Source organism: Actinoplanes sp. NPDC049118 (genome assembly GCF_040648555.1).
Lineage (GTDB): Bacteria > Actinomycetota > Actinomycetes > Mycobacteriales > Micromonosporaceae > Actinoplanes.
This window is the reverse complement of the sequence record NZ_JBEZDY010000023.1, coordinates 69,365-96,297: the sequence shown is the minus strand read 5'-3', so window position 1 is coordinate 96,297 and position 26,933 is coordinate 69,365. Positions and strand designations below refer to the sequence as shown.

The 26,933-nt window shown below is 72.3% G+C and carries 22 protein-coding genes, 2 pseudogenes and 1 riboswitch; of the genes and pseudogenes, 23 read left to right on the top strand and 1 reads right to left on the bottom strand.

Annotated features, from left to right (window positions below; translation table 11 throughout):
- Positions 1-24 precede the first annotated feature (24 nt).
- From pyrR to AB0B58_RS31065, 18 genes and pseudogenes are all read left to right on the top strand, one after another.
- Positions 25-612, top strand: a complete 588-nt coding sequence (gene pyrR, locus AB0B58_RS31150; protein WP_360230784.1) for a bifunctional pyr operon transcriptional regulator/uracil phosphoribosyltransferase PyrR — start codon at positions 25-27, stop codon at positions 610-612.
- Positions 609-1,532: an aspartate carbamoyltransferase catalytic subunit gene (locus AB0B58_RS31145; protein ID WP_360230782.1), complete on the top strand. Its 924-nt coding sequence runs from the start codon at positions 609-611 to the stop codon at positions 1,530-1,532. Before pyrR ends, AB0B58_RS31145 begins: the two co-directional genes overlap by 4 nt.
- Positions 1,529-2,794: a dihydroorotase gene (locus tag AB0B58_RS31140; protein WP_360230780.1), complete on the top strand. Its 1,266-nt coding sequence runs from the start codon at positions 1,529-1,531 to the stop codon at positions 2,792-2,794. The genes AB0B58_RS31145 and AB0B58_RS31140 overlap by 4 nt, the downstream gene beginning before the upstream one ends.
- Entirely contained in the window at positions 2,791-3,900 is a 1,110-nt protein-coding gene (gene carA, locus AB0B58_RS31135; protein ID WP_360230778.1) for a glutamine-hydrolyzing carbamoyl-phosphate synthase small subunit, read from the top strand. The genes AB0B58_RS31140 and carA overlap by 4 nt, the downstream gene beginning before the upstream one ends.
- Complete coding sequence (gene carB, locus AB0B58_RS31130; RefSeq protein ID WP_360230776.1) at positions 3,900-7,253, top strand: carbamoyl-phosphate synthase large subunit; 3,354 nt, start codon at positions 3,900-3,902, stop codon at positions 7,251-7,253. Before carA ends, carB begins: the two co-directional genes overlap by 1 nt.
- Positions 7,250-8,278, top strand: a complete 1,029-nt coding sequence (locus AB0B58_RS31125; protein WP_360230774.1) for a quinone-dependent dihydroorotate dehydrogenase — start codon at positions 7,250-7,252, stop codon at positions 8,276-8,278. The genes carB and AB0B58_RS31125 overlap by 4 nt, the downstream gene beginning before the upstream one ends.
- Positions 8,275-9,546, top strand: a complete 1,272-nt coding sequence (locus AB0B58_RS31120) for an adenosylmethionine--8-amino-7-oxononanoate transaminase (protein ID WP_360230772.1) — start codon at positions 8,275-8,277, stop codon at positions 9,544-9,546. Before AB0B58_RS31125 ends, AB0B58_RS31120 begins: the two co-directional genes overlap by 4 nt.
- 22 nt (positions 9,547-9,568) lie before the next feature.
- Positions 9,569-10,399 carry an orotidine-5'-phosphate decarboxylase gene (pyrF, locus tag AB0B58_RS31115; protein WP_360230770.1) on the top strand — a complete coding sequence of 277 codons (831 nt, stop codon included), beginning with the start codon at positions 9,569-9,571 and terminating at the stop codon, positions 10,397-10,399.
- 183 nt (positions 10,400-10,582) lie between these two features.
- Positions 10,583-10,900: an integration host factor, actinobacterial type gene (mihF, locus tag AB0B58_RS31110; protein ID WP_023560715.1), complete on the top strand. Its 318-nt coding sequence runs from the start codon at positions 10,583-10,585 to the stop codon at positions 10,898-10,900.
- 32 nt (positions 10,901-10,932) lie between these two features.
- Complete coding sequence (gene gmk / locus AB0B58_RS31105) at positions 10,933-11,535, top strand: guanylate kinase (protein WP_360230767.1); 603 nt, start codon at positions 10,933-10,935, stop codon at positions 11,533-11,535.
- A gap of 21 nt (positions 11,536-11,556) precedes the next feature.
- Positions 11,557-11,820 carry a DNA-directed RNA polymerase subunit omega gene (gene rpoZ, locus AB0B58_RS31100; protein ID WP_015623990.1) on the top strand — a complete coding sequence of 88 codons (264 nt, stop codon included), beginning with the start codon at positions 11,557-11,559 and terminating at the stop codon, positions 11,818-11,820.
- 68 nt (positions 11,821-11,888) lie between these two features.
- Entirely contained in the window at positions 11,889-13,112 is a 1,224-nt protein-coding gene (coaBC, locus tag AB0B58_RS31095) for a bifunctional phosphopantothenoylcysteine decarboxylase/phosphopantothenate--cysteine ligase CoaBC (RefSeq protein ID WP_360230765.1), read from the top strand.
- A 77-nt stretch (positions 13,113-13,189) separates the two neighbouring features.
- Positions 13,190-14,380, top strand: a complete 1,191-nt coding sequence (gene metK / locus AB0B58_RS31090) for a methionine adenosyltransferase (protein WP_360230763.1) — start codon at positions 13,190-13,192, stop codon at positions 14,378-14,380.
- Between the two features lie 152 nt (positions 14,381-14,532).
- Positions 14,533-14,850 (top strand): annotated as a pseudogene (locus AB0B58_RS31085) (primosomal protein N'); the annotation flags it as partial.
- Positions 14,851-15,459: 609 nt separating this feature from the next.
- Positions 15,460-17,001, top strand: a pseudogene (locus AB0B58_RS31080) (primosomal protein N'); the annotation flags it as partial.
- Between the two features lie 507 nt (positions 17,002-17,508).
- Positions 17,509-18,066 carry a peptide deformylase gene (gene def, locus AB0B58_RS31075; RefSeq protein WP_360230761.1) on the top strand — a complete coding sequence of 186 codons (558 nt, stop codon included), beginning with the start codon at positions 17,509-17,511 and terminating at the stop codon, positions 18,064-18,066.
- Between the two features lie 4 nt (positions 18,067-18,070).
- Positions 18,071-19,000: a methionyl-tRNA formyltransferase gene (fmt, locus tag AB0B58_RS31070; RefSeq protein ID WP_360230759.1), complete on the top strand. Its 930-nt coding sequence runs from the start codon at positions 18,071-18,073 to the stop codon at positions 18,998-19,000.
- On the top strand, positions 18,997-20,517 hold the full coding sequence (locus tag AB0B58_RS31065) for a transcription antitermination factor NusB (RefSeq protein ID WP_360230757.1): 1,521 nt from the start codon (positions 18,997-18,999) through the stop codon (positions 20,515-20,517). Before fmt ends, AB0B58_RS31065 begins: the two co-directional genes overlap by 4 nt.
- 264 nt (positions 20,518-20,781) lie before the next feature.
- Here the strand turns inward: AB0B58_RS31065 and AB0B58_RS31060 are convergent, their stop codons facing one another.
- The gene (locus tag AB0B58_RS31060; protein ID WP_360230755.1) at positions 20,782-21,648 is read right to left on the bottom strand and encodes a septum formation family protein; all 867 of its coding nucleotides are present in this window, start codon (positions 21,646-21,648) and stop codon (positions 20,782-20,784) included.
- Positions 21,649-21,713: 65 nt separating this feature from the next.
- On the opposite strand from AB0B58_RS31060, the gene rpe reads away from it, so the two are divergent.
- The 5 genes from rpe (at position 21,714) to AB0B58_RS31035 (ending at position 26,882) form a co-directional block, all read left to right on the top strand.
- Positions 21,714-22,391, top strand: coding sequence for a ribulose-phosphate 3-epimerase (gene rpe, locus AB0B58_RS31055; protein WP_360230753.1), 678 nt, complete (start codon positions 21,714-21,716; stop codon positions 22,389-22,391).
- A 179-nt stretch (positions 22,392-22,570) separates the two neighbouring features.
- Positions 22,571-23,608, top strand: a complete 1,038-nt coding sequence (locus AB0B58_RS31050) for a response regulator (RefSeq protein WP_360230751.1) — start codon at positions 22,571-22,573, stop codon at positions 23,606-23,608.
- Positions 23,609-23,669: 61 nt separating this feature from the next.
- Positions 23,670-23,857, top strand: a riboswitch (FMN riboswitch).
- Between the two features lie 130 nt (positions 23,858-23,987).
- Positions 23,988-25,085: a bifunctional diaminohydroxyphosphoribosylaminopyrimidine deaminase/5-amino-6-(5-phosphoribosylamino)uracil reductase RibD gene (gene ribD, locus AB0B58_RS31045; protein WP_360230749.1), complete on the top strand. Its 1,098-nt coding sequence runs from the start codon at positions 23,988-23,990 to the stop codon at positions 25,083-25,085.
- Positions 25,085-25,687, top strand: coding sequence for a riboflavin synthase (locus tag AB0B58_RS31040; protein WP_360230747.1), 603 nt, complete (start codon positions 25,085-25,087; stop codon positions 25,685-25,687). Before ribD ends, AB0B58_RS31040 begins: the two co-directional genes overlap by 1 nt.
- Positions 25,677-26,882 carry a bifunctional 3,4-dihydroxy-2-butanone-4-phosphate synthase/GTP cyclohydrolase II gene (locus AB0B58_RS31035; RefSeq protein ID WP_360230745.1) on the top strand — a complete coding sequence of 402 codons (1,206 nt, stop codon included), beginning with the start codon at positions 25,677-25,679 and terminating at the stop codon, positions 26,880-26,882. The genes AB0B58_RS31040 and AB0B58_RS31035 overlap by 11 nt, the downstream gene beginning before the upstream one ends.
- The last annotated feature ends 51 nt before the right edge of the window (positions 26,883-26,933 follow it).

The window sequence follows — 26,933 nt, the reverse complement described above, 5'->3', positions numbered from 1 at the left end:
GTGAGGCGGGGAAGGAGGTCCGCCGTGGCGCATCCACGTGCCGACACCCCGGCCCAGCAGGGCTCCGCGAAGATCATTCTTTCCGGGTCGGACCTGCATCGGGTCGTCGACCGGATCGCGCACCAGATTCTCGAGAAGACCTCCGGCGCGACCGGCACCGTGCTTCTCGGCATCCCGACCCGCGGCGTGCCGCTGGCCCGCCGCCTGGCCGCCCGGATACACGCCTTCGAGGGCATAGACGTGCCGGTCGGCGCGCTCGACATCACGCTCTACCGCGACGACCTGCGGCTGCACGCGACCCGCGCGCTCGGCAAGACCGAGATCCCGGGCGGCGGCCTCGACGGCCGCCGGGTGATCCTCGTCGACGACGTGCTCTTCTCCGGCCGTACGGTCCGGGCCGCCCTCGACGCGCTCGGCGACGTCGGCCGGCCCAGCTCCGTGCAGCTCGCCGTGCTGGTCGACCGTGGACACCGGGAGCTGCCGATCCGCGCCGACTACGTCGGCAAGAACATCCCCACCGCGCTGACCGAGAGCGTGCGGGTCTCGCTCTCCGAGACCGACGACGGCGTGGACGAGGTCAAGCTCTTCTCCGGATCCGAGGTTTCCCGATGATCAAGCATCTGCGCTCGGCCGCCGACCTGGACGCCGAGACGGCCACCCTGATCCTCGACACCGCCGGCGAGATGGCCGCCCTGGCCGGCCGCGAGGTCAAGAAGCTGCCGACCCTGCGGGGCCGCACGGTCGTCAACCTCTTCTACGAGGACTCCACCCGCACCCGGATCTCCTTCGAGGCTGCGGCGAAGCGGCTCTCCGCGGACGTCATCAACTTTTCCGCCAAGGGCTCGAGCGTCTCGAAGGGCGAGAGCCTCAAGGACACCGCGCTGACCCTGCAGGCGATGGGCGCCGACGCGGTCGTCATCCGGCACCCGGCCAGCGGCGCCCCGCACCGGCTGGCCTCCTGGGTGGACGGTTCGGTGATCAACGCCGGCGACGGCACGCACGAGCACCCGACGCAGGCGCTGCTGGACGCGTACACGATGCGGTCGCGGCTCGGGACGCTCGAAGGTCTCAACGTCGCGATCGTCGGCGACGTGCTGCACAGCCGGGTCGCCCGTTCCAACGTCCTGCTGCTCACCACGCTGGGCGCCAGCATCACCCTGGTCGGCCCGCCGACGCTGATCCCGGTGGACATCGCCGCGGCGCTGTCGCCCGCGACGAAGGTGTCGTACGACCTCGACAGCGTCCTGCCCGGCGCGGACGTCGTGATGATGCTGCGGGTGCAGACCGAGCGGATGCAGGACTCCTTCTTCCCCTCCGCCCGCGAGTACTCCCGCCGCTACGGCCTCGACGTCTCACGCATGCGGAAGCTGCCGGAGCACGCCATCGTCATGCACCCCGGGCCGATGAACCGGGGCATGGAGATCGCGCCCGAGGTGGCGGACTCGACCCGCTCCACGATCGTCGAACAGGTCGCCAACGGCGTCAGCGCGCGGATGGCGGTTCTCTACCTGCTACTCGGAGGCAAGGCATGACCGCGTACGTGCTCAAGGGTGTCCGTCTGCTCGGCGGTGAGCCGGCCGACCTGCTGATCCGGGACGGGGTGATCGCCTCCGGATCCGCCGACGGTGCCGAGGTGATCGACGCCGACGGCCTGGTCGCGCTCCCCGGCCTCGTCGACCTGCACACCCACCTGCGCGAGCCCGGCCGCGAGGACGCCGAGACCGTCGAGACCGGCTCGCGGTCAGCCGCGCTCGGCGGCTACACGGCGGTCTTCGCGATGGCCAACACCTCGCCCGTCGCCGACACCGCCGGCGTGGTCGAGCAGGTCTGGCGCCTCGGCCGCGAGGCCGGCCTGGTCGACGTGCAGCCGATCGGCGCGGTCACCGTCGGGCTGGCCGGCAGGCAGCTCGCCGAGCTCGGCGCGATGGCCACCTCGGCGGCGAACGTGCGGATCTTCTCCGACGACGGGTTCTGCGTCGCCGACCCCCGCCTGATGCGCCGCGCCCTGGAGTACGTCAAGGCGTTCGACGGCATCATCGCCCAGCACGCCGAGGAGCCGCGGCTCACCGAGGGCGCGCAGATGCACGAGGGCGAGGTCTCCACCCGGCTGGGCCTGACCGGCTGGCCCGCGGTCGCCGAGGAGGCGATCATCGCCCGCGACGTGCTCCTGGCGGAGCACGTCGGCAGCCGCCTGCACGTCTGCCACGTCTCCACCGCCGGCTCGGTCGAGGTGCTGCGCCAAGCCAAGGCGCGCGGCGTCCGGGTGACGGCCGAGGTGACGCCGCACCACCTGCTCCTGACGGACGAGCTGGCCGCCAGCTACGACCCGGTCTACAAGGTCAACCCGCCGCTGCGCACCGCCTCCGACGTCCGGGCGCTGCGCCAGGCGCTGGTCGACGGCGTGATCGACATCGTGGCCACCGACCACGCGCCGCACGCCGTCGAGGACAAGGAGTGCGAGTGGGCCTACGCCCGCCCGGGGATGGTCGGTCTCGAGACGGCCCTTCCCGTCGTGCTCTCCGTGCTGGGCGAGCAGTGGGACCTGATCGCCGAGCGGATGTCCCGCGCGCCGGCCCGCATCGCCGGGCTGACCGGGCACGGCACCGATCTCTCGGCCGGCTCGCCGGCCAACCTGACGCTGGTGGACCCGTCCGCCCGGCGGGTCGTCGACCCGGCCGGGCTGGCGAGCCGCAGCCGCAACACTCCGTACGCGGGCACCACCCTGCCGGGTCGCATCGTCGCGACCTTCCTCCGGGGAGAGCCGACAGTCCTGGATGGGAAGGCCACCAAGTGAAACCAGCGATTCTCGTGCTCGAGGACGGGCGCACCTTCCGCGGCACCTCCTACGGCGCCGAGGGCGAGACCTTCGGCGAGGCGGTCTTCACCACCGGCATGACCGGCTACCAGGAGACGCTGACCGACCCGTCGTACCACCGGCAGGTCGTGGTGCAGACCGCGCCGCAGATCGGCAACACCGGCGTCAACGCCGAGGACGACGAGTCCGACCGCATCTGGGTCGCCGGCTACGTGGTCCGCGACCCGGCCCGGCGGCCCTCGAACTGGCGCGCGACCGGCGACCTGGGTGAGCGGCTGGCGGCCGAGGGTGTCGTCGGCATCAGCGGCATCGACACCCGCGCGCTGACCCGGCACCTGCGGGAGCGCGGCGCGATGCGGGTCGGCGTCTCGACGGTCGATCTCGACCCGGCCTCGCTCGCGGCGCGCGTGCTCGCCCAGCCGCAGATGGCCGGCGCCGACCTCTCCGCCGAGGTCACCACGGCCGCGCGCTACACCGTCGAGGCGGTCGGCGAGCACCGCTACACGGTCGCCGCCCTGGACCTGGGCATCAAGCGCAACGTCTCGCGGCGCCTCGCCGAGCGTGGCGTCACCACGCACGTCTTCCCGGCGTCGTCCACGATCGAGGACCTGCTCGCGGTCGGCCCCGACGCGGTGTTCCTGTCGCCCGGCCCCGGCGACCCGGCGACCGCCGACGCCCCGGTGGCCCTCGCGCGGGAGGTGCTGCGCCGCCGGATGCCGCTGTTCGGCATCTGCTTCGGCAGCCAGATCCTGGGCCGGGCGCTCGGCTTCGGCACCTACAAGCTGGGCTACGGCCACCGCGGCATCAACCAGCCGGTGCTCGACAAGACCACCGGCAAGGTCGAGGTGACCTCGCACAACCACGGCTTCGCGGTCGACGCACCGCTCGACGGAAGCATCGACACCGAGTTCGGCCGGGTCGAGGTCTCGCACGTCTGCCTCAACGACAACGTGGTCGAAGGGCTGCGGGCCCTGGATGTGCCCGCATTCACGGTCCAGTACCACCCCGAGGCGGCCGCAGGCCCGCATGACGCGGACTACCTGTTCGACCGCTTCGTCGAGCTCGTCGAGAAGGTGGATGCCTGATGCCCAAGCGCACTGATCTCCAGCACGTGATGGTGATCGGCTCCGGGCCGATCGTCATCGGCCAGGCCTGCGAGTTCGACTACTCCGGCACCCAGGCGTGCCGGGTGCTGCGCGCCGAGGGGCTGCGCGTCTCGCTTGTCAACTCCAACCCGGCGACGATCATGACCGACCCGGAGTTCGCCGACGCGACCTACGTCGAGCCGATCACCCCGGAGTTCGTCGAGCTGGTCATCGCCCGGGAACGCCCCGACGCGATCCTGCCGACCCTCGGCGGGCAGACCGCGCTGAACACGGCGGTCGCCCTGCACGAGAACGGCGTCCTGGAGAAGTACGGCGTCGAGCTGATCGGCGCCAACATCGACGCCATCCGCAAGGGCGAGGACCGCCAGCTCTTCAAGGACATCGTCGCCCGCGCCGGCGGCGAGACGCCGCGCTCGCGGGTCTGCCACTCGATGGACGACGTGCACGCGACCGTCGCCGAGCTCGGCCTGCCGGTCGTCATCCGCCCGTCGTTCACGATGGGCGGCCTCGGCTCCGGGATGGCGCACACCACGGAGGACCTGGAGCGCATCGCCGGCTCCGGCCTGGCCGCCTCGCCGGTGCACGAGGTGCTCATCGAGGAGAGCGTGCTCGGCTGGAAGGAGTACGAGCTCGAGCTGATGCGCGACAAGCACGACAACGTCGTGGTCGTCTGCTCGATCGAGAACGTCGACCCGATGGGCGTGCACACCGGCGACAGCGTCACCGTCGCGCCCGCGATGACCCTGACCGACCGCGAGTACCAGAAGCTGCGCGACCTCGGCATCGCCGTGCTGCGCGAGGTCGGCGTCGACACCGGCGGCTGCAACATCCAGTTCGCGATCAACCCGCGCGACGGCCGGCTCGTCGTCATCGAGATGAACCCGCGGGTGTCGCGCTCCTCGGCGCTGGCGTCGAAGGCCACCGGCTTCCCGATCGCGAAGATCGCCGCGAAGCTCGCCATCGGCTACACCCTCGACGAGATCCCGAACGACATCACGCTCAAGACGCCGGCCGCGTTCGAGCCGGCGCTGGACTACGTGGTCGTGAAGATCCCGCGGTTCGCGTTCGAGAAGTTCCCCGGCGCCGACCCCGAGCTGACCACCACGATGAAGTCGGTCGGCGAGGCGATGAGCCTGGGCCGCAACTTCGCCGAGGCGCTCAACAAGGCGATGCGCTCGATGGAGACCAAGGCGGCGGGCTTCTGGACCTCGCCGACGTTCGCGACCGCGGACGAGGCGCTCGAGGCGATGCGCGTGCCGCACGACGGGCGGCTCTACACCGTCGAGGCGGCGCTGCGCCTCGGCGCGAGCGTCGAGCAGGTGCACGAGGCCAGCGGCGGCATCGACCCGTGGTTCCTGGACGAGATCGCGGCGCTTGTCGAGCTGCGCCGGGAGATCCTGGACGCGCCGGTGCTCGACGAGGCGCTGCTGCGGCGGGCCAAGCGCTCCGGGCTCTCCGACCGCCAGCTCGCGGCGCTGCGTCCCGAGCTGGCCGGCGAGGACGGCGTGCGGACCCTGCGCCACCGCCTCGGCGTGCGGCCGGTCTACAAGACCGTCGACACCTGCGCCGCGGAGTTCGCCGCGAACACGCCGTACCACTACTCCACGTACGACGAGGAGACCGAGGTCGCGCCGTCGGACCGGCCCAAGGTGATGATCCTGGGATCCGGCCCGAACCGGATCGGCCAGGGCATCGAGTTCGACTACTCGTGCGTGCACGCGGTCATGGCGCTGCGTTCTGCTCCTACTACGGGATTTGCCGGCGGAGCCGGCCCGGGCGGCTCCGGCTTCGAGACCGTCATGGTCAACTGCAACCCGGAGACGGTCTCCACCGACTACGACACCGCCGACCGGCTCTACTTCGAGCCGCTCACCTTCGAGGACGTCCTCGAGGTCTTCCACTCCGAGGACACGTCCGGCAAGGCCGCCGGCGGCCCCGGCGTGATCGGCGTGATCGTCCAGCTCGGCGGGCAGACCCCGCTCAGCCTCGCCAAGCGGCTCAAGGCCGCCGGTGTGCCGATCGTGGGCACCTCGCCCGAGTCGATCGACCTGGCCGAGGACCGCGGCGCGTTCGGCTCGGTGCTCGCCCGGGCCGGGCTGCGCTCGCCCGAGCACGGCACGGCCACCTCCTTCGACGAGGCCAAGGCGATCGCCGACGAGATCGGGTACCCGGTGCTGGTCCGGCCGTCCTACGTGCTCGGCGGCCGCGGCATGGAGATCGTCTACGACGAGCCGACGCTCGCCGACTACATCGCCCGGGCCACCGAGATCTCGCCGGACCACCCGGTGCTGGTCGACCGCTTCCTGGACGACGCGATCGAGATCGACGTCGACGCGCTCTGCGACGCCACCGGCGAGGTGTACCTCGGCGGGGTGATGGAGCACATCGAGGAGGCCGGCATCCACTCCGGCGACTCGTCCTGCTCGCTGCCGCCGGTGACCCTCGCCGGCTCGCACCTGGCCGAGGTGCGCCGCTACACCGAGGCGATCGCCCGCGGCGTCGGCGTCCGCGGCCTGCTCAACGTCCAGTACGCGCTCAAGGACGACACCCTGTACGTCCTCGAGGCGAACCCGCGGGCGTCGCGGACCGTGCCGTTCGTCTCCAAGGCCACGGCGGTCCCGCTGGCCAAGGCGGCCGCCCGGATCATGCTCGGCGCCACCATCGCGGAGCTGCGCGCGGAGGGCCTGCTGCTGCGCAGCCGCGACGGCGGTGAGACCCCGCCGAACGCGCCGATCGCGGTCAAGGAGGCGGTGCTGCCGTTCAAGCGGTTCCGCACGCCGGCGGGCAAGGGCGTCGACAGCCTGCTCGGCCCGGAGATGAAGTCGACGGGCGAGGTCATGGGCATCGACCCCGCCTTCGGCCCGGCGTTCGCCAAGTCGCAGGCGGCCGCGTACGGCTCGCTGCCGACCAGCGGCAAGATCTTCGTCTCGGTGGCCAACCGCGACAAGCGCTCGATGATCTTCCCGGTCAAGCGGCTCGCGGACCTCGGCTTCACGATCGTCACCACCGCCGGCACCGGCGAGGTGCTGCGCCGGCACGGCATCGAGTGCGAGATCGTCCCCAAGCACTTCGAGAGCCCGGGCCGCAACGCGGTCGCGCTCATCGGCACCGGCGAGATCGCCCTGATCATCAACACGCCGCAGGGCTCGGGCGCGAGCGCCCGCTCCGACGGCTACGAGATCCGCAGCGCAGCCGTCATCCACGACATCCCGAGCATCACCACGGTGCCGGGCGCGGCCGCGGCGGTGATGGGCATCGAGGCCCTGATGCGCGGCGACATGACGGTCCGCCCGCTGCAGGAGCTGCACGCCATGCTCCGGGAGAGCGAGTGAGCCTGTTCACCGGCGCCGTCCGGCCGGTCCTGTTCCGGCTGGGCGGCGGCGACGCGGAGAAGGCGCACGAGTTCACGCTGGCGCGCCTGGCCTCGCTGGGTGCCCGCTCGCGGGCCCTGCTGCACCGCCGCTACGCGGTGCAGGCGCCGGTCGAGGCGTTCGGGGTGCGCTTCCCCAACGCGGTCGGGCTGGCGGCCGGCATGGACAAGAACGGCGTCGCCCTGCCGGCCTGGCCGGCGCTGGGCTTCGGCTTCGTGGAGGTCGGCACGGTCACCGCGCGGGCGCAACCGGGCAACGACCGGCCCCGGCTGTTCCGGCTGCGCGACAGCGAGGCCGTGATCAACCGGATGGGCTTCAACAACGCGGGCGCGGCCGCGCTCGCGTCCCGCCTGCAGGCGCTGGGGCCGCTGGACGTGCCGCTGGGGATCTCGCTCGGCAAGTCCAAGGCCACGCCGCTGGACCAGGCGGTCGAGGACTACCTGGCGTCCTACAACCTGCTGCACCCGTACGCGGACTACATCGCGGTCAATGTGTCGTCGCCGAACACGCCGGGGCTGCGCACGCTGCAGGACAAGGACGCGCTGGGCGCCCTGCTCGGCGCGCTGGTCGGCCGGGTGCCGGTGCTGGTGAAGATCGCCCCGGACCTGACCGACGAGGCCATCGCCGAGCTGCTCGAGGTCTGCCTCGCGTACGGGGCGGCCGGGGTGATCGCGACCAACACCACGCTGGCCCGCGACGGCCTGGCCGCGGCCGACCGGCCGCTGGCGGAGCAGGCCGGCGGCCTGTCCGGCCGGCCGCTGACCGAGCGGTCCCGCGAGGTCGTCCGTTTCGTGCACGCCGAGACCGGCGGGCGCCTGCCGATCATCGGCGTCGGCGGCATCTTCGAGCCGGACGACGCGGCCCGGATGCTGGACGCCGGCGCGAGCCTGGTCCAGCTCTACACGGGCTTCATCTACCGCGGGCCGGCCCTGGTCAGGGGCGCGGCCAGGGCCTGCGCGCAGGCCGGGGAGAAGGCCCGGCCGTGAGCGACCCGCCCGGCCTCCTGGCGTTGGACCGGGCGCACGTCTGGCACCCGTACGCTCCGATGCCCGGGCGCAGCGAGCCGTATGTCGTGGAGAGCGCCGAGGGCGTGCGGCTGCGGCTGGCCGGCGGGCGCGAGCTGGTAGACGGCATGTCGTCCTGGTGGGCGGCCATACACGGCTACCGGCACCCCGTGCTCGACGCCGCGCTCGTCGAGCAGTCGCGCAGGATGAGCCACGTCATGTTCGGCGGGCTCACCCACGCGCCCGCGGTCGAGCTGGCCACCACCCTGGTCGAGCTGACCCCGGACGGCCTCGAGCACGTCTTCCTCTGCGACTCCGGCTCGGTCGGGGTCGAGGTCGCGGTCAAGATGGCCCTGCAGGCCCAGCTCGCCCGGGGATTCCCGGGGCGGCGGCGCCTGGCCACCTGGCGCGGCGGCTACCACGGCGACACGTTCCATCCGATGAGCGTCTGCGACCCGGACGGCGGCATGCACCGGCTCTGGACCGGCGTGCTGCCGGCACAGGTCTTCGCCGACGCGCCGCCCGTCGACTACGACGAGGGGTACGCGGCGGAGCTGGCCGATCTCGTCGCCCGGCACGCGGACGAGCTCGCCGCCGTCATCGTCGAGCCGGTCGTGCAGGGCGCGGGCGGGATGCGGTTCCACCATCCGGAGTACCTGCGGGTGCTGCGCGAGGTCACCGCGGCGCACGGGGTCCTGCTGATCTTCGACGAGATCGCGACGGGCTTCGGCCGTACCGGTGAGCTGTTCGCCGCGCACCACGCCGGGGTGACCCCCGACATCATGTGTCTCGGCAAGGCCCTCACCGGTGGATATCTGACCCTGGCCGCGACGCTCTGCACCTCTCAGGTCGCGCACGCCGTCTCCGCCGGCGACGCGGGCGGCCTGGCGCACGGCCCGACCTTCATGGGCAACCCGCTCGCCTGCGCGGTCGCGAACGCCTCCATCGGCCTTCTCCGGGCCCAGGACTGGCCGGGGCAGGTCCGGCGTATCTCCGGCGGCCTCCGTGCCGGTCTGGAGCCGCTGCGGGGCGTTGCCGGGGTCGCTGACGTCCGCGTCCTGGGTGCGATCGGCGTCGTGCAGCTCGATCGGCAGGTCGACGTGCCCCGGGCCACGGCCGCCGCGGTCGACGCCGGGGTGTGGCTGCGGCCGTTCCGGGACCTGATCTACACGATGCCGCCGTTCGTCACGGACGACGCCGACGTCGCCCGCATTACCCGAGGAATCGCCGCCGCGGTGTCCGCCACCTGACACGAAAGGGATAACGCCCCCTATGGAGACCTTCGGAAGCCGCCTGCACCGCGCCACCCGGGCCCGGGGGCCGCTCTGTGTCGGCATCGATCCGCACGCCGCCCTGCTCGCCCGGTGGGGCCTCTCGGACGACGTCGCCGGCCTGGAACGCTTCGCCCATACGGTTGTCGAAGCACTGGCCGATCGGGTCGCCGTACTCAAGCCGCAGTCGGCCTTCTTCGAGAGATTTGGGTCACGTGGCATCGCCGTCCTTGAGTCAATTATCCGACAGTCACGGCAGGCCGGGGCACTCGTGCTGCTCGATGTGAAACGCGGCGACATCGGCTCGACGATGGCCGCGTACGCGAGCGCCTACCTCGATCCGGAGAGTTCGCTGTGTGCCGACGCGATTACTGTGAGTCCCTATCTCGGCGTCGGCTCGTTGCGCCCCGCTTTCGACATGGCGGCCGCGCACGGCGGCGGCGTTTTCGTCCTGGCGCTCACCTCGAACCCGGAGGGCCCGGCCGTCCAGCACGCCGTCGGCGCCGGCGGCCGGACCGTCGCGCAGGCCGTGATCGACGAGATTTCCCAGCTCAACGCGGGTGCGGACCCGCTCGGTAGCGTCGGGCTGGTGGTCGGCGCGACGATCGGCGAGACGGGCCACGACCTGTCGAAGGTGAACGGCGCGCTGCTCGCTCCGGGCCTCGGCGCGCAGGGCGGGAGCCCCTCGGACCTGCGCGGAATCTTCGGCGAAAGCCTGCGGAACGTGCTGCCTTCGTACTCACGCGAGGTTCTCGAAGCGGGACCCGACGTGACGTCGTTGCGGTCCGCGGCGGACCGCGCCGCGGCCGCCTGCCGGGCCGTGATCGGGTGAAACAGCCTGCTTACCAGGCCTGCTCCCGCTCGGGTGGGGGGTACCCCCACGTTGCCGAAACCGCCGTTGACCGCTAGTTTTCCCGGCGCCGGGAACCACATGCCCCTTTGGTTCCCTGGCACACCACGTTTCACAGAGTGCCGGTATTGGACTACCGGTGCGATAGGGACCTGAGGAGAACTGGTGCCGCTCCCGTCACTGAGCCCCGAGCAGCGTGCAGCCGCGCTGGAGAAGGCTGCGGAGATTCGCAAGGCCCGTGCCGAGCTGAAGGATCAGCTCAAGCAGGGCAAGACCACCCTCGCCGCCGTGCTCGACCGGGCGGAAGGCGATGACGTCGTCGGCAAGCTGAAGGTTTCGGCCGTGCTTCAGGCGCTGCCGGGCATCGGCAAGATCCGGGCGACCCAGATCATGGAGAAGCTCAAGATTGCCGACAGCCGCCGTCTTCGTGGCCTCGGCGAGCAGCAGCGTAAGGCCCTCCTGGGGGAGTTCGCTGCGAACTGACTCACCGGCTCGTGTAGGAATGAGCCGTGAGCATGGATGACGACGCGCGCCCGGCGGCCCGACTCACCGTCCTGTCCGGCCCCTCGGGGGTGGGCAAGGACAGCGTGATCGAGCTGATCCGGGCGCGCTCGCCATGGATCAAGCTGTCGGTCTCGGTGACCACCCGCAAGAAGCGCGACTACGAGACCGACGGCGAGCACTACCACTTCGTCACCCGTTCGGAGTTCCAGCGCCTGGTCGACGGCGGCCAGCTGCTCGAGTGGGCCGAATTCGCCGGCAACCTCTACGGCACGCCGCGGGCGCAGGTCGAGGGCTGGCTGGCGCAGGGACGCCCGGTCCTGTTGAAGATCGACCTGCAGGGCGCCCGGCAGGTGCGGGCCACCAAGCCCGACGCGCAGCTCGTCTTCCTGGCCCCGCCCAGCGTCGAGGAGCTCAAGCGCCGGCTGGTCGGCCGCGGCACGGACGACGAGGAGACGATCCGCCGCCGCCTGTTGCACGCCGACGACGAGCTGGCGGCCGAGAAGGAATTCGACCGCACGGTCGTCAACGACTTCGTCGAGCGGGCCGCCGACGAGCTGGTAGGATTGCTCGGTTCGTCGTTTCTGACTCCCGCTCAGCCGCAGCCCGGTGTCTGAGAATTAAGGACGTAAATCACTGTGGGAACCATCGCCAACCCCGAAGGCATCACCAACCCGCCGATCGACGAGCTGCTCGACAAGACCTCGTCGAAGTACTCGCTGGTGATCTTCGCGGCCAAGCGCGCCCGCCAGGTCAACGCCTACTACAGCCAGCTCGGTGAGGGCCTCCTGGAGTACGTCGGTCCGCTCGTCGAGACCACGCCGCAGGAGAAGCCGCTGTCGATCGCGATGCGCGAGATCAACGCCGGCCTGCTCACGGCCGAGGCGACCGACAACCCCTGATCGAGCGTTTCCTGCGCCCGCGTCCGCTCTGCGGGCGCGGGTTCTCTCATTTACCGGGGAGTGTGCCCATGCCCGAGATCGTGCTCGGCGTCTGCGGCGGCATCGCCGCCTACAAGGCCTGTGAGCTGCTGCGGCTGTTCACCGAGTCGGGTCACGGCGTCCGCGTCGTGCCGACGGCCTCGGCGCTGAAGTTCGTCGGGGCGCCCACCTGGGCCGCGCTGTCGGGCCGCAGCGTGTCCACCGAGGTCTGGGACGACGCGCACGAGGTGCCGCACGTGCGCGTCGGCCGGCAGGCCGACCTCGTCGTGGTCGCGCCCGCCACCGCCGACATGCTGGCCAAGGCGGCGCACGGCATCGCCGACGACCTGCTCACCAACACGCTGCTGACCGCGACGTGCCCGGTCGTCTACGCGCCGGCGATGCACACCGAGATGTGGGAGAACCCGGCCACCCAGGCGAACGTCGCGACCCTGCGGTCCCGCGGAGCGGTCGTGATCGAGCCGGCTGTGGGCAGGCTCACAGGCGCCGACACCGGCAAGGGCCGGCTTCCCGACCCGGCCCAGATCTTCGCCGCCGCCCTGCGGGTGCTGCGCCGCGGCGCCGCCGCCGAGACCGACCTTGCGGGCCGCCACGTCGTCGTCACCGCAGGTGGGACCCGTGAACCGCTCGACCCGGTGCGCTTCATCGGTAACCGCTCCTCGGGCCTGCAGGGCTACGCGCTGGCCCGCTCGGCGGTCGCCCGTGGGGCGCGCGTCACCCTCGTTGCGGCGAACGTCACCCTCCCCGATCCGGCCGGCGCCGACGTGGTCCGCGCGGGTACGACCGAGGAGCTGCGTAAAGCCACTGTGGAGGCGGCCGCGGACGCGGACGTCGTGGTCATGGCCGCCGCCCCGGCCGACTTCCGGCCGGCGACGGTCGCCGAAAAGAAGATCAAAAAGACGGACGGGGGTACGGTGCCCACGATCGAACTTGTTACGAACCCGGACATCGCCGCCGAACTGGGCGCCGCCAAACGCGCAGGTCAGCTGCTGGTGGCGTTCGCCGCGGAGACGCACGACGTGCTGGAGAACGCCCGAGGCAAACTTGTGAAGAAACGTGCCGACCTGATCGTCGTTAACGAGGTGGGCGTCGACCTGGTCTTCGGGGCGGACCGCAACACGGTCACCATTCTCGGCGCTGACGGAAGCACGACAGCGCTCGGGGAACTCCCCAAAGACGATGTGGCCGATGCGATATGGGATCAGGTGGTGAGCCGCCTCGATCCCCAGGTCGGCGACGCTGGGACGGTCTGAGACCGGAGCAGCGGAACCCCAGCGGCGGTGACTACACTGCCGCCGAACGAAACTTCGACAAAAATCTGAGGAGCACCGTGGCACGCCGCCTGTTCACCTCCGAGTCGGTCACGGAAGGCCACCCGGACAAGATCGCTGACCAGATCAGCGACGGCATTCTCGATGCGCTGCTGGCGCAGGACCCCCGCAGCCGGGTTGCGGTGGAGACGCTGATCACGACCGGCCAGGTGCACGTCGCCGGCGAGGTGACCACCCAGGCATACGCGGACATTCCGAGCATCGTGCGCGAGACGATCCTCGGCATCGGCTACGACTCGTCCAAGAAGGGCTTCGACGGCGCTTCCTGCGGCGTCAGCGTCTCGATCGGCTCGCAGTCGCCCGACATCGCCCAGGGCGTCGACAGCGCGGTCGAGCTGCGCGAGGGCAACTCCGAGCACGTCCTCGACGCCCAGGGCGCCGGCGACCAGGGCATGATGTTCGGCTTCGCCTGCTCCGAGACCCCGGAGCTCATGCCGCTGCCGATCGCCCTCGCGCACCGCCTGGCCCGCCGGCTCTCCACGGCGCGCAAGGACGGCACGATCCCCTACCTGCGCCCGGACGGCAAGACCCAGGTCACCATCGAGTACGACGGCCTGCGCCCGGTCCGCCTCGACACCGTGGTCGTCTCGTCGCAGCACGCCGCCGACATCTCGCTCGAGTCGCTGCTGACCCCCGACGTCCGCGAGCACGTCATCGCCCCGGAGCTCGAGGGCCTCGGCCTGGACACCGAGAACTACCGGCTCCTGGTCAACCCGACCGGCCGCTTCGAGATCGGCGGCCCGATGGGCGACGCCGGCCTCACCGGCCGCAAGATCATCGTCGACACGTACGGCGGGTACGCCCGCCACGGCGGCGGCGCCTTCTCCGGCAAGGACCCGTCCAAGGTGGACCGCTCGGCGGCGTACGCGATGCGCTGGGTGGCCAAGAACGTCGTCGCCGCGGGCCTCGCCGAGCGCTGCGAGACGCAGGTCGCGTACGCGATCGGCAAGGCGCACCCGGTCAGCCTGTTCGTCGAGACGTTCGGCACCGAGAACGTCCCCGTCGAGCGCATCGAGAAGGCCATCAACGAGGTCTTCGACCTGCGCCCGGCCGCGATCATCCGCGACCTCGACCTGATGCGCCCGATCTACCAGCAGACGGCGGCATACGGCCACTTCGGCCGCGAGCTGCCCGACCTGCTCTGGGAGAACACGGACCGCGCCCAGGACCTGAAGTCCGCCGCGGCCTGAGCTTGCCAGCGCCAGGAACGGGTGCCCCGACTCCGGTCGAGGCACCCGTCCTGTTTTCCGAAGATGTCGTACCCGCGCGGGAGACTGTGCGGGTGAGGGCGGCGAAGGCGAAACCGGACCGCGAGCCGGCGGAGCACCTGCCGATCGCCCGGGTGAGCGTCGAGGTGCCCCTGGCCCACCTGGACCGTCCCTTCGACTACCTGGTCGCGGCCGCGGACGACGAGGCGGCCCAGCCGGGGGTGCGGGTCAAGGTCCGCTTTGCGGGTCAGCTGGTGAACGGCTTCCTGCTGGAGCGGGCGGAGTCGAGCCCGCACGGCGGCCGGCTGGCATACCTCGACAAGGTGGTCTCGCCGGAGCGCGTCCTGGACCCGGAGGTGGCCCGCCTGGCCCGGGCGGTCGCCGACCGCTACGCCGGAAACCTCTCGGACGTCCTGCGCCTGGCGGTCCCACCCCGCCACGCCCGCGTCGAGTCCCAGTCCAAGCCTCCGACCCCGAAAAGCCCACCCGAACGCGACGGCCCGAGCGGTGTGCCTGTTGCTGGGGACGCGCCGGTCGCGGGGGGCTGCTCTCTTGCTGGGGACACGCCGGTTGCCGGGGGTGCGCCCGTTGCCGGGAGTGCTGGGAACAGGCCGCAAGACGATGCTTCGGTGTCCCTGCGTCGAGTCGATGGCCTGGCTGCCGTCCACTCTTCCGGGGATGACACTCGTGGGGGACTCCCGCTGTCGGTCGGTGACACGGATACAGCGGCCCCACCGTCGGCGGTGCGGGCGGGAGCTGTGCGGCCGGCCGGCCGGGAAGACGTCAGACCTATCGCAGCCGAGTCCAGCCCCCATGCCGTGAATCCGGCGACCGTCGGAGCCGGACCGGTCGGGGGAGCGGTAGCGGTCGTTCCTGCCCACCCTCAAGGCTCTGCAGGGGGTGCACTGGATGCGGCGGGCATGGCGAGTCCGGCAGGTCCGGCGGGTGCAGTGGACGCTGCGGGTCCAGGGAGTCCGGCGGGTCCAGGGGATTCGGCGGGAGTAGCGGGTCCAGGTGGTTCGGCAGGCGAGCCGGGTGCGGTGGGCGCGGCGGCGCGGCACGGGTGGGGTGTCTATCCGTCCGGGATCGCGTATCTGCACGCGCTCGAGCAGGGGCGTGCCGCCCGTGCCGTCTGGTCCGCGCTGCCCGGTGAGGACTGGCCGGCCCGGATCGCGGAGGCCGCCGCCGCCACCGTCAGGGGCGGGCGGGGCGTGGTCATCGTCGTGGCCGATGCCCGGGACCTCGAGCGGCTGGATCGGGCGCTGACCGAGGTGCTCGGGGACGGGCGGCACGTGGCACTCAACGCCGCGGCCGGCCCGGCCGAGCGGTACCGGCGCTTTCTGGCGGCCAGCCGGCACCGGGTGCCCGTGGTGGCCGGGACGCGGGCGGCCATGTTCGCGCCGGTCGCCGACATCGGGCTGGTCGTCATCTGGGACGACGGTGACGACCTGCACGCCGAGCCGAGGGCGCCCTATCCGCACGCCCGCGATGTGCTGCTCACCCGGGCCCAGCTCGTCGGCTGCGCAGCCCTCGTCGGGGGCTTCGCCCGCACCGGGGAGGCGCAGCTGCTCCTCGAGACCGGGTGGGCCAAGGAGATCGTGGCGAGCCGGAACACCCTGCGGGCGCGGAGCCCGGCCATCGCGCCGACCGGGGACGACCCGCAGCTGGCGCGCGATCCGGGTGCGGTCACCGCGCGGTTGCCCAGCCTCTGCTGGCAGGCGGCCCGCGGTGCGTTGCAGGCCGGCGCGCCCGTCCTGGTGCAGGTGCCCCGCCGTGGCTATCTGCCGTCGACGGCCTGCGCCGAGTGCCGCACGCCCGCGCGATGCCCGCACTGCTCCGGCCCCCTCGGGCTGGCCGGTTCGCGCGACGTTCCGTCCTGCCACTGGTGCGGCCGCGCCGCCGCCGACTATGCGTGCCCGGCCTGCGGGGGGCGCCGGCTGCGTGCCTCGGTGACCGGTGCGCGACGGACCGCCGAGGAACTGGGCCGCGCGTTCCCCGGCGTGCCGGTGCGCACGTCCGGCCGCGACGGGATTCTCGACACCGTGCCCGGCGAGGCCGCCCTGGTCGTCGCGACGCCGGGCGCCGAACCCGTTGCCGAGGGCGGCTACGGCGCGGTGCTGCTGTTGGACACGTGGGCGCTGCTGTCCCGCGCGGACCTGCGCGCCGCCGAGGAGACCATGCGACGCTGGCTGTCGGCGGCGGCCTTGGCGAAGCCCGGGCCCGCCGGCGGCCGGGTGGTCGTGGTCGCGGACGGTTCGCTGGCGCCGGTGCAGGCGCTGCTGCGCTGGGATCCGGGCTGGTTCGCGGCGCGCGAGCTGGCCGAGCGCCGCGAGCTCGGCTTCCCCCCGGCGGCCCGGATGGCGAGCGTGACGGGCACCGCGGAGGCCGTTGCCGAATTCCTCGACGCGGCCCGCCTGCCCGACGACGTGGAACTGCTCGGTCCGGTCCCGGCCCAGGACGACCAGGAACGCATGCTCCTCCGCGTCTCCCGCGGCCGAGCCGCCGAACTGGCCCGGATCCTGCACCAGGCCGCGGCTGTCCGCAGCGCCAAGAAGTCCGCCCTGCCGGTCCGAATCCAGATAGACCCGGCCGAGCTCCTCTGACCCGACCTTTTCCCGCGGTGACCCAGCAACCGCCACCGCTCCGGCCCCGCGACGCGTCGCAGCCATCCGCCCACCTGGCGGGCACGAATCCCGAACAGCGAAACAGATGCCCCAAGCCAGAGGCGCTGCTCAAATTCTGGCCCGGCCGCTCACCGCCCGCCCTGCCTGCCCGGCTTGCCTGCCTGCCCGGCTTGCTCGCCTGCCCGGCCTGCTCGCCCGCCCGGCTTGCCCGCCGGCTCGCTTGCCAGCCCCGGTCGCTCGCTTGCTCGCCCGGCCGCTTGGCCGTTCGCCTGGTCGTTTGGACGCTCGGTCGGCTGGTCTAGGCGGCCGGGGTCGGGTGCTTGGGCCGGTCGGCCGGTCGCGGGTTTCGGGGCGTGTCGTGGCCGGGTCGGCCGGTCCGTTGTGACCGGCTTACGCTGCGCGGACGGGCGACTCCGCCGGTCTCTCCCGGCTCCGTAGACTAGGGCTCGACCAGCAGTGTGAGTCGATCGTCAGGAGTGGCACCGCGTGACCGTCCAGCCCATCCGTCTCTTCGGCGACCCGGTGCTGCGCACGCAGGCCGACCCGGTCATCGACTTCGACAAGGAACTGCGCAGGCTCGTCAAGGACCTGATCGAGACGATGCAGGACGAGGGCGGTGCCGGCCTGGCCGCCCCGCAGCTCGGCGTGGGGTTGCGGGTGTTCGCGTTCGACGTCGACGACGTGGTCGGCCACATCGTAAACCCGGTGCTGTCGTTCCCCGACGAGGAGGAGCAGGACGGCCCGGAGGGCTGCCTGTCCATCCCGGGCGTCTACGTCGACACCAAGCGCCGGCAGAACGTCGTCGCGCAGGGATTCAACGAGCACGGCGATCCGATTCAGCTGATCGGCACCGGCCTGATGGCGCGCTGTGTGCAGCACGAGACCGACCACCTCGACGGGGTGCTCTTCCTGGACCGGCTTGACGCCGCCGCACGTAAGGACGCGATGAAGCAGATCCGTGCCGCCGACTGGTACGACGCCGGCGCCCCGCCGACGGTCAAGACGAGCCCGCACGGCCGCGGCATCTTCGGCCTGGGGCGGTGAGCTGATGCGTATCGTCTTCGCCGGCACCCCCGAGGTCGCCCTGCCCTCGCTCGACGCGCTCGCCGCGTCCTCGCACGAGATCGCGGCCGTGCTGACCCGTCCCGACGCCCCCGCGGGCCGGGGCCGCCGCCTGGTGCGCTCCCCGGCCGGCGCCTGGGCCGATGAGCGCGGCATCGAGGTTCTCACGCCGCAGCGTCCGCGTGAGCCGGAGTTCCAGGAGCGGCTGCGCGAGATCGCGCCGGACTGCGTGCCCGTGGTCGCGTACGGCGCCCTGGTGCCGACGGACGCGCTGGAGATTCCCCGGCACGGCTGGGTCAACCTGCACTTCTCGCTGCTGCCCGCCTGGCGTGGCGCCGCACCCGTGCAGCACGCCGTCCTGCACGGCGACGAGGTGACCGGGGCCAGCGTGTTCGAGCTCGAGGCCGGCCTGGACACCGGTCCCGTCTACGGCACCCTGACCGAGCAGATCCGGTCCGCGGACACCTCCGGCGACCTGCTCGCCCGGCTGGCGACCGAGGGCGCCGGCCTGCTCGTCGCCGTCCTCGACGCGATCGAGGCGGGGACCGCGCGGGCACACCCGCAGCCGCTCGACGGCGTCTCGATGGCGCCGAAGGTCACCGTCGAGGATGCCCGGGTCCGCTGGGACGATCCGGCGTTCGCCGTCGACCGGCGCATCCGCGCCTGCACCCCGGCGCCCGGCGCGTGGACGACCCTGCGCGACGAGCGCCTCAAGCTGGGGCCGGTCCGCCCGGTCGCCAACGCCGCCGTCACGCTCGCGCCCGGGGAGTTGCTCGTCGAGCGCACCCAGGTGCTGGTGGGCACGGCGACCACCCCGGTGATCCTCGGCGAGGTCCGTGCCGCCGGCAAGAAGCCGATGTCGGCCTCCGACTGGGCGCGTGGCCTGCGCCTCAACCCGGGGGAGACCCTGCTGTGACCACTCCGAATCCAGCCGATCAGCCGCGCGGCGCCGACCGCCGGCACAGCGCCGACCGGCCGCACAACGCCGGTCCGCGACGCCCCGGCGGCCCCGGCTCCGGCCGGGAGCAGAACCGGGACGCCCGTTCCGGTCGGGCCCCGCGCGCCGGTCGCCCGCCGTCCGACCCGGCCCGGCAGGCCGCGTACGAGGCCATTGCGGCGGTGCAGCGCGACGACGCGTACGCGAATCTGGTCCTCTCCCAGATCCTGCGGGAGTCGCGCCTGCACGGCCGGGACGCGGCGTTCGCCACGGAGCTGACCTACGGCACCCTGCGTACGCTCGGCACCCTCGACCTGATCATCGCGGACGCGGCCGGCCGGGAGGTGTCCCGCATCGACCCGCCCGCGCGGGACGCGCTGCGCCTGGGTGCGTACCAGTTGCTCTACACCCGGGTGCCGTCGCACGCGGCGGTGAATCAGACCGTCGACCTGGTGCGCTCGGTCGCGCCCGGCGCGGCCGGCTTCGCCAACGCGGTCATGCGGGGGATCTCCGAGACCAGCCTGGACGACTGGCTGACCAAGCTCGCGCCGAGCTACGCGGAGGATCCGGTCGGCAACCTCGCCGTGGTGCACAATCATCCGGAGTGGATCATCCGGTCGTTCGCGGAGTCGCTCGGCGGCGACCTGGAGGACACCGCCCGGCTGCTGATCGAGGACAACCAGCCGCCGACCGTGCACCTGTGCGCGCGGCCGGGCCGGGCCGACGCCGTCGACCTGGCCGACGAGGTGGGCGGCGTGCCCGGCGCGTTCTCGCCGTACGCGGTCTATCTCGGCGGCGGCTCGCCGGGCGACCTGGCCGCCATCCGGGACGGCCGCGCCCACGTCCAGGACGAGGGCTCGCAGCTGGTCGCCGTGGCGCTGCTGGCCGCGCCGCTCGAGGGCCAGGACGACCGCTGGCTCGACCTGTGCGCCGGGCCGGGCGGCAAGGCCGGTCTGCTCGGCTCGATCGCCGCGCTGCGCGGTGCCGAGGTCACCGCCGTCGAGGTCGCCGACCACCGGGCCCGGCTGGTCGAGCAGGCCACGGGCGGGCTGCCGGTGACCGTGCTGCCGACCGACGGCCGTACCGTCGGGCGCGACCCCGACCTGCCGGAGGAGGGATTCGACCGGGTGCTGGTCGACGCGCCCTGCACCGGCCTCGGCTCGCTGCGCCGGCGGCCCGAGTCGCGCTGGCGGCGCACGCCGGCCGACCTGCCGCCGCTGACCCGGCTGCAGCGGGAGCTGCTCGTGGCGGCCCTGCGCGCGGTACGCCCCGGCGGCGTGGTCGCCTACGTGACCTGCTCGCCGCACATGGTGGAGACCCAGGTGACGGTCAGCGAGGGTGCCCGCCGCAGCGGCGTCGAGGTGGACTTCGTCGACGCCCGGCCGCTGATGCCGCCGGGCATGCCCAAGCTCGGCCCCGGCCCGACGGTGCAGCTGTGGCCGCACCGGCACGGCACCGACGCGATGTTCCTGGCGGTGCTGCGCCGCACCAGCTGACGGACCTTGTCGACCTCTCGGGTCAACAAGGTCCGGTATGAGAGGGCATGGATGTCATCGGGGCGGGATTGGGTATTACCGGCACGCTCGGCCTGGAGATCGCTCTCGACCCCGAACGTGCCACGCTGTTCCACCGGGCTGCGGACGGTGACCTCGGCTGCCTGACCAGGGCTCTCGCGGGTCACCGCTCCACGGTGGACCGGCCCGGGCGAGGAGTTCCCGGCCCGGGCGGCGAGGGCGCACGGCGAGGGCTGGCCGTGGGGCTCATCGCACCGGCAGGACCCCGGGCCCGGCGTTCCTGAGCGAGCGGCTGAAGGTGCGCTCGGCGAAGTAGATGAAGCAGCGGACCCGGCGCTCGCCGGACAGCCACTCCGGACGCGTCGGGTTGTACGAGATCCAGCCGCTGCGGTACTGCAGGTCGGAGTCGTCCGGCAGCGCCGCGAAGCGGGCGATCGTGCTGCGGCAGCCGGCCGCGCTGAGCCTGGTGCCGGACTCCAGCTTCGAGTACGAGATGTCGGGTGCGTCCCACAGGCCGGCGAACTCGGCCCGGTGCTTCCCGGTGCACGGCACGGCGGTCATCGCCGTCACCGTTCCGCCCTCGACCGTGGGATCGAAGCAGGCCAGCCGCAGCGGCGACGGGTGTGCCAGCTCGCCTGCCAGGCTGCCGGTGCGGCTGGTGCGGCTGCGCCCGTCGAGGTCCGCGGTGGTGACGTCGCAGCGGAACCAGCGGGCGCCGCCCGTCCAGCCGGCCCGGGTCGGCCACACCACCTGCACCGCCAGCCGGGCGCCGCGCCACGGCCCGCCGAGGAAGCCGGTCGCGGCGTCCGAGCATTCCCGGTATGCCGCCTTCGCGCCCGGGGTTCCCGGGGCCGGCGCCACGTCGGCGTCCGCGGGGGTGCCCACGTGGAAGGTCTCGGAGACGTGCAGTTCGGCACAGTCGACCGGCCGGTGGCCGTCCAGCGGGGCGGTCGTGGCCAGGGCCTCGTGACACTGGCCGACCGCCGGGCGGAACGGCGCCGGCGTGCCCAGCGCGGCCCAGTCGTCGGCCAGGTCACCGTCGGTGCCGGGCGGGGGCGTGGCCGAGCAGCCGGCGGCGAGCAGCACCGCCAGCAGGGCCACCGTCCGTCGCATGCCAGCCTCCCCGGGGAACCCCCTGAGTATCCCGGGCGACGGCAAACAGGCCATACACTGCACCGGTGGAGCCATCGCCGATCATCGCCCCCAGCATCCTGGCCGCGGACTTCGCGCACCTCGCCAACTCGGTGCACGAGATCGAGGGCGCCGCGGACTGGGTGCACGTGGATGTCATGGACAACCATTTCGTCCCGAATCTGACCATCGGTCTGCCGGTCGTGCAGAGTCTGCGCAAGGCCACGACCATCCCGTTCGACGTGCACCTCATGATCAACGACCCGGAGCGCTGGGCGCCCGGGTACGCGGAGGCGGGTGCGTACAACGTGACGTTCCACGCCGAGGCCTGTGACAATCCGGTGGCGCTGGCCAAGACGCTGCGCGCGGCGGGCGCCAAGGCGGGCCTCGCCATCGACCGCGACACCCCGGTCGAGCCGTACCTCGAGCTCCTGCCCTATGTGGACACGCTGCTGATCATGACGATCAAGGCGGGCTTCGGCGGGCAGAAGTTCATGCCGGAGATGCTCGACAAGGTCCGCGACGTGCGCCGCCGGATCAAGGCCAAGGATCTTCAGGTACGCCTGGAGGTCGACGGCGGCATCGCCGCCGACACCATCGAGCAGGCCGCCGAGGCCGGTGCCGACGCGTTCGTCGCGGGCACCGCCGTCTACGGCGCCGACGACCCCGCCGAGGCGTGCCGCAAGCTGCGCGCCATGGCCGAACGCGCGATGGCCGCCCGATGAGCGGAGCGTCAGCGGAGGTGATGGCATGAGCGAGCTTGCGAGCGAATCATCAGCTCAGTGTCTGACTCATGTCGTCGCCGGAGCGTCAGCGGAGGGGGCGGCATGAGCGAGCTTGCGAGCGAATCATCGGCTCAGTTTGAGACTCATGCCGTCGCCGGAGCGTCAGCGGAGGCGACGGCATGAGCACAGGGGTGGTGCGGCACAAGGTGGATGCGACCGCGGCGGAGCCCGAGGAGCGGCCCGACCTGATTCTCGTCGTCGACGACGACGAGGACATCGCCAGCTTCGTGGCCTTCAACCTCAAGGTGCACGGTTTCGAGGTGATGCGGGCCCGTGACGGCCAGCACGCCCTCGAGGTGATGGAGACCCGCCGCCCCGATCTCGCGGTGGTCGACTGGATGATGCCGAACATGAACGGCGTCGAGCTGACCCGCCGGCTGCGCGCCGAGCCGCTCACCTCGGCGCTGCCGGTGATCATGCTGACCGCCAAGGGCATGACCGTCGACAAGGTCGTCGGTCTCACCGCCGGCGTGGACGACTACCTGGTCAAGCCGTTCGACACCGCGGAGCTCATCGCCCGGGTCTCCTCGACGCTGCGGCGCAACAAGGAGTTCCGGGAGGTCTCCCCGCTGACCGGCCTGCCGGGCAACGCCCGGGTGCGGCGCGAGATCGTGGACCGGATGAAGACCGGCAAGGACTACGCGGTCGGCTACATCGACATCGACCGCTTCAAGAGCGTCAACGACGTGTACGGCTTCGACCGCGGCGACGAGTTCATCACGGCCCTGGCCGGCAGCTTGCACCGGGCCGTCGCCGGCTCCGGGCGCCCGCCGGTCTTCCTCGGCCACATCGGCGGCGACGACTTCGTCTTCATCTGCACGCCCGAGCAGGTCCTGCCGCTGACCAAGCGGACCGTCAACGACTTCGAGACCGTCGCCGACCAGCTCTACGACCCCGAGGACGCCCGGCGCGGCTACATCGAGGTGCCCGACCGGCGCGGCAACAAGCAGCGCGCGGCCCTGGTCACCCTCTCGATCGGCGTCGCGCAGGCCACGGCCGAGGGCCGCCGGTTCGAGGACGCCCGGGAGGTGGTCGCGGTGGCGTCCGAGATGAAGAAGGTGGCCAAGAGCCAGCCGGGTTCGTACGTGGCGATCGACCGGCGTCGCGCGGACTCCGAGGATCCGGAGGACCCGTCGGCGGCGGGAATGGGTTTGTGACCTGGGTCGCCCAGTGGGTGGCAACCCGGGATTCACGTGTAAGACTCATGGGTGACCCACCACGCGCTGGCGGGACTCGGTGAAATTCCGAACCGGCGGTAATGCCCTGCTCCGGCAGGGCTGAGCCCGCGACCCGGACGTCGATACCAAGACGGACGGTGGATCTGGTGAGACTCCAGAGCCGACGGTTGATCGGACGGCCCCTTTCGGGACCGATCGGTCAGACAGTCCGGATGGGAGACAGCGCGCGGAGCAGGATGAGGGGCCCGTTGCGGCGTGCTCTCATCGGGGCGGCGCGAAGCGTCCCCTCATGTCCTGTTTCCGTCGTATCCTCCCTCTCTTCAGCGCGTGACCGCACCGCGCATGGAGAGGGACGCAGATGGTCACCGACGACGAGGCGATGGGCCGCGCGATCGCCCTCGCCGCCCGGGGCCTCGGCACGACCAGCCCCAACCCGGTCGTCGGCTGCCTGTTGCTCAGCGCGGACGGCGAGGTCGTCGGCGAGGGCTTCCACGCGTACGTCGGCGGGCCGCACGCCGAGATAGTCGCCCTGGCGCAGGCCGGCGAGCGGGCCCGCGGCGGCACCGCGATCGTCACCCTGGAGCCCTGCAACCACACCGGCCGTACCGGGCCCTGCGCCCAGGCGCTGATCAACGCGGGGATCACCCGGGTGGTCATCGCCGTCGACGACCCGACGCCGGTCGCGGCCGGCGGCGCGGCAACGCTGCGCGCCTCCGGGGTCCGGGTCGAGACCGGGGTACGCCGCCAGGAGGCCGAGGACGGCAACGTCGCGTGGCTGACCGCCGTGCGCCGCGGCCGCCCGTACGTGACCTGGAAGTACGCGGCGACCCTCGACGGGCGCTCCGCGGCGGCCGACGGCACCAGCCAGTGGATCACCTCCCCGACGTCGCGCAGCGACGTGCACCGGCTGCGCAGCACCGTCGACGCGATCGTCGCCGGCGTCGGCACGGTCATCGCCGACGACCCCCAGCTGACGGTCCGCGACCTGCGCGACGGCAGCCTGGCGATCAAGCAGCCGTGGCGGGTCGTCGTGGACTCCTCCGGGCGTACCCCGGCGGGGGCCCGGGTCCGCGACCAGGCCGCACCGACCTGGATCGCGACGGCGTCCGAGGTCGGCGCCGGCCCGGACGGCCGGGTCGACCTCGACGCCCTGCTCAACGAGCTGTACCTGCGCGGCGTGCGCGCCGTGCTGCTGGAGGGCGGCCCGACCCTGGCGGGCGGCTTCCTCGCGGGCGGGCTGGTCGACAAGATCGTCGGCTACATCGCGCCGAAGCTGCTCGGCGCGGGCCAGCCGTCGCTGGTCGGGGCGGGCGTCACCACCATCGCCGAGGCGCTGGAACTGGACCTCACCGACATCACGCAGATCGGTCCCGACCTGCGATTCACGGCGTCGCTCCGGCAGAAGCCGTCCGACCTCCCCACCCACCACCCGAAAACGGATTGGAAGGACTCCTGATGTTCACCGGCATCGTCGAGGAACTGGGTGAGGTCGTCTACCTCACCGACGCGGGTGGCGACTCGGCGGTCATCGCCGTACGCGGGCCCGTCGTCACGTCCGACGCCCGGCACGGCGACTCGATCTCGGTCAACGGCGTCTGCCTGACCGTCATCGACAACGTCGACGGCGTCTTCACCGCCGACGTGATGGGGGAGAGCCTGCGGCGTTCCTCGCTCGGCGTGCTCAAGGCGGGCGGCCAGGTCAACCTGGAACGCGCCGCGACCGTTGGCAGCCGGCTCGGCGGGCATCTCGTGCAGGGCCACGTCGACGGCGTCGGCACGGTCATCGCCCGCGAGCCCGCCGACGAGTGGGAGGTGCTGCGTTTCTCGCTGCCGCCCGAGCTGGCCCGCTACGTGGTGGAGAAGGGCTCGATCACCGTGGACGGCGTCTCGCTGACCGTCATGGAGGTCACCGCCGACACGTTCAGCGTCGGGCTCATCCCGACCACGCTCAAGCTCACCGTCCTCGGTGCCAAGTCCGTCGGCGACCCCGTGAACCTCGAGGTCGACGTGATCGCCAAGTACGTCGAGAAGATGCTGGGAGATCGTCATGTTGGCTGACATCGAACGGGCCATCGCGGACATCGCCGCGGGTCGCGCGGTGATCGTGGTGGACGACGAGGACCGCGAGAACGAGGGCGACCTGATCTTCGCGGCCGAGCACGCCACGGCCGAGTTGCTGGCGTTCATGGTCCGGTACACCTCCGGCTACATCTGCGTGCCGATGACCGAGGACGAGGCCGACCGGCTCGACCTGCCGCCGATGTTCCACACCAACCAGGACCGGCGCGGCACCGCGTACGCGGTGACGGTCGACGCCCGCGAGGGGGTCAGCACCGGCATCTCGGCCGCCGACCGGGCGCACACGATCCGGCTGCTGGCCTCGGCCGACACCAAGCCGACCGATCTGTCGCGACCGGGACACGTCGTGCCGCTGCGGGCCAAGGCCGGCGGGGTGCTGCGCCGCCCCGGCCACACCGAGGCCGCGATCGACCTGTCGGTGCTCGCCGGCCTGCGCCCGGCCGGCGTGCTGTGCGAGATGGTCAACGACGACGGCACCATGATGCGGATGCCCGACCTGGAGAAGTTCGCCGTCGAGCACGATCTGGCGCTGATCAGCATCGCCGACCTCATCGCGTACCGGCGGAGCCACGAGCGGCAGGTCGAGCGGGTCGTCGAGACCCGGCTGCCGACGGAGCACGGCGACTTCGTCGCGTTCGGCTACCGCGGCGACGTGGACGGGGCCGAGCACGTCGCCCTGGTCTTCGGCGATCTCGGCGACGGCGAGGACGTGCTGGTCCGGGTCCACTCGGAGTGCCTGACCGGCGATGTCTTCGGTTCGGTGCGCTGCGACTGCGGGCCGCAGCTGGACGCCGCCCTGGAGCGGGTGGCCGAGGCGGGGCGCGGTGTCGTGCTCTACATGCGCGGGCACGAGGGGCGCGGCATCGGCCTGCTGCACAAGCTGCAGGCGTACCAGTTGCAGGACCGCGGCCTGGACACCGTGGACGCGAACCTGGAGCTCGGCCTGCCCGCCGACGCCCGCGACTACGGCACCGGCGCGCAGATCCTCTACGAGCTGGGCGTGCGCTCGATGCGGCTGCTCACCAACAACCCGGCGAAGCGGGCCGGGCTGGAGGGCTACGGCCTGACCATCACCGGGCGCGAGGCGCTGCCGGTGCGCCTGCACCCGGAGAACGTGCGCTACCTGCGGACGAAGCGGGACCGGATGGGCCACCTGTTCGAGGCTCTGGGCTGATTCCCCGGCGCCGCGACGGCGACCGGGCGCAAAATTAGGCAAAAGGGGGCA